At 63.9% G+C, this 3,112-nt stretch carries 2 protein-coding genes and 1 pseudogene; all 3 read left to right on the top strand.

Annotated elements, in window-relative coordinates:
• Window positions 1–527 (top strand): annotated as a pseudogene (locus tag AB0J88_RS39920) (hypothetical protein); the annotation flags it as partial.
• Entirely contained in the window at window positions 524–1,138 is a 615-nt protein-coding gene (locus AB0J88_RS39915; RefSeq protein ID WP_364362210.1) for a tetratricopeptide repeat protein, read from the top strand. The pseudogene AB0J88_RS39920 and the gene AB0J88_RS39915, both read left to right, overlap by 4 nt.
• 7 nt (window positions 1,139–1,145) lie before the next feature.
• Window positions 1,146–2,411 (top strand): glycosyltransferase, encoded by a 1,266-nt coding sequence (locus AB0J88_RS39910; RefSeq protein ID WP_364362211.1) that lies wholly within the window; start codon window positions 1,146–1,148, stop codon window positions 2,409–2,411.
• Window positions 2,412–3,112 lie beyond the last annotated feature (701 nt).

Here is a 3,112-nt window from a genome sequence, read left to right as displayed (position 1 = left end):
GCGCTCAAGGCGCTCAAGGTGCGCAGGGCGACATCGGCACCCAAGGTCCCCAAGGCGCCCAAGGTGAACCCGGCTTGCAAGGCGTACAGGGACCACAGGGCGACACGGGCGCCCAGGGCCCGCAGGGAGTGCCGGGCAACGGCATCCAGGCTGCCTACATTCAGGGCCCGCTAACCGTGATAGCGGACACCCCCGTTGATTTCGGATGCGAGCCCGGCGACATTGCTGTCGGAACCGGATATCAACTCTCGGGCGCGGGCGTCAACCCAGTGCTGATTCAGCCGCTCTCGACCAGTGGCTACCAGTTCACCTTTACCGGCGGCGGTGCCGACATCTGGGTGTCCTGCATCTCCCTCACCGCACCGGTCGCGTTAACGGCTCCGGCCAACACACCGGGCCGGGCGGCGGCCAACACGCCGGGCCGGGCGCCGGCCCACCCGTCGGACCACGCGACGGGAAACAGCAGGAAGGCCAACCGGCCGAACAGCAACTCGGACCGCCCCGTTACCGCGGAGGAGGAGAAATGAGCATGCGTCAGATATTCGGGTCACTCGCCTGTGGTGCGGTCCTGCTGACCGGAGTCGCGGCATGCAGCGAGAAGCCTGCCGAAAAGCCGCAGACGAGCAACGCCGGCAACAGCCACAACGCCAAGGGCGGAACGGCGCCGGCGGACCTGCTGAAGCTCGGTGTCGAGCAGGGCCAGGCAGGTGACTTCGACGCGGCGAAGACCACCTTCGAGAAGGTGGTGGCCGCCGAGGCCAACAACAAGTTCGCCTGGTTCAATCTGGGCTTCATCGCCCAGTCGCGCAACCAGGCCGACGAGGCGGTCAGCTACTACAACAAGGCGTTGGAGGCCGACGCCAACTACAAGCCGGCCCTTTACAACAAGGCCATTGCACTGGAAAGCACGGCCCCTACGACGTCAATGGACATCTACCGCAAGGTCGTGTCGATCGACAACAAGTCGTCAACCGCCTACCTCCGACTAGGCATACTGCTGTCCAAGTCCGGTGACGACGCGGAAGCGCGGGACGCCTTCGACGCGGCTATCCGGCTGGACAAAGGGCTCGCCTCGGCCGTTCCGGCGGAGCACCGCGCCGTGAAATCCACTCGGTCCTCGGCGTCGACGGATAGGTGATTCGTTCATGAATACACCGCGCGTAACGGTCTTCACAGGGAGCAACCGCACCCGCTTCATCGACGAATGTTTCCGATCGCTGGTCGCACAGACTTTCACGGACTGGGAATGGGTGGTCATTCTCAACCAGGGATCTCGTTGGCGGCCCGAGCGGAAAGACGATCGGATCCGACTCATTGTCCAGGACAACCTGAACGGCATTGGCGCCGTGAAGGGGTACGCCTGCGCCAAGGCTGCCGGGGACATCCTGGTCGAGCTTGACGACGACGATCTGCTCAGCAGCGACTGTCTGCAGGAAATCGTCGACGCCTTCGACGCCAATCCGGATGTGGGGTTCGTCTACAGCGACACCGCGCAGATCCAGGAGGACGGCGGCCGTTGTGAGGACCGTTTCGCGAGCTCCTTCGGCTGGCAGCACTACGACGAGAAGGTGGACGGCCGTGAGGTGCTGGTCTGCCGGGCGTTGCCGCCGACGCCGCACAATGTGAGCTACATCTGGTACGCACCGAACCACGTGCGAGCCTTCCGCCGGGAGATCTACGAGAAGGTTGGCGGATACGACGAGTCGCTCGACGTCGCGGACGACGCCGATCTTATGGCTCGGATGTACCAGGTGAGCGAGTTCCATCACATTCAGAAATGCCTGTACCTGCAGCGCATGCATGCCAAGAACACGCAACGCAATCCGGATTTCAACGCCCGTATCCAGCAGCGTACGGTGGAAATCTACGACCGGAACATCCAACATAACGTGCTGGCCTGGTCACGGCGGCAGGGACTCCTGGCGCTCGATCTGGGTGCGGCCCACAACAAGCCGGAAGGTTATCTCGGTCTGGACTGCCACGACGGGGCGGGCGTCGACATGGTTTGCGATGTGACGAAGGGCGTCGATCTGCCGGATAACAGCGTCGGGGTCATACGGGCCGTGGATTTTCTGGAACACATTCCGGACAAAATCGCACTGTTCAATGAGTTGTACCGGCTGCTCGCACCGAACGGGATGCTGTTGTCGCTGACGCCCAGCACCGACGGTCGAGGCGCTTACCAGGATCCGACGCATGTGGCGTTCTACAACGAAAACTCGTTCTGGTACTTCACGGACGCCAACTACTCTCGGTTCGTGCCGCAAATCAAATGCCGATTCCAGGCGTCGCGGTTGGTCACCTACTTCCCGAGCGAATGGCACCAGAAGAACAACATCCCGTACGTCTCCGCGAATCTCATTGCGATCAAGGACGACGCCTTGCGTAACGGGGGCCCGCTGAACATATGAACGCGCGCGACAAGCGTTCCTCCGGCGTTGTCGCCGACCGGCCCGCCGCGTTGCCGGCCGTCCAGGCCGTGACTCGCGGCGGGTCCCCACGCGGAAGGCACCCATGCGCCCGACAGTAACTGGGATCTGGCCGTCTATTACCGGGGCGGCTTCGATCCGGTGGGCTTACGCGCGGTGGGCTGGTCCGCCGTCTTCCGAGGTCACCTTCCCCTCGCCACGCGGCCGAGTCGGATGGCCGCGATGAGGAAGAGGATCGCACCCTGGATGGCTTGGCCGATCGCGTTGGTCAGCGACGGGCCGTCGACAGCGGCAGCCGCGAAGAACCCCGGAGAAGCAAATTTGTGGAGGTGGTGGGGCTTGAACCCACGGCCGCGGGCACGCGTGGACCGCGATCTCTTCGTCAACGAATTCGACCGCGCCCAGAGCCGCCCAGGCGGCCAAAGGCCACAACGTCGGCCGGGGGGTCGGGCTCAACGGTCACCTCGGGCCCGACCTCGCGCCCGAACCCGCGGACCGCGCCCACCGAACCGTGGGGTCTCCGGGGGTCGCCCCCGGAACAGGAATGACGAATGCCCACCTAGACGCTGTCCGCGAAGCGGCCAGCGTCTAGTGTCGCGTGTCTGAAATAGTTTGACAGTTGGGATGTCGTACCCGAGTGCCAAAGTGCGGACGTGGATGACGCGTTGATTGTGCTGAGGCAG

The sequence above is a fragment of the Asanoa sp. NPDC049475 genome, assembly GCF_040676915.1.
Lineage (GTDB): Bacteria > Actinomycetota > Actinomycetes > Mycobacteriales > Micromonosporaceae > Asanoa.
This window is presented reverse-complemented; position numbering and strand designations above follow the sequence as displayed.

Bases quoted from the DNA above. Each gene is read 5' to 3' on its own strand.
- AB0J88_RS39915 (WP_364362210.1), top strand. From the start codon at position 524: ATGAGCATGCGTCAGATATTCGGGTCACTCGCCTGTGGTGCGGTCCTG.
- AB0J88_RS39910 (WP_364362211.1), top strand. From the start codon at position 1,146: ATGAATACACCGCGCGTAACGGTCTTCACAGGGAGCAACCGCACCCGC.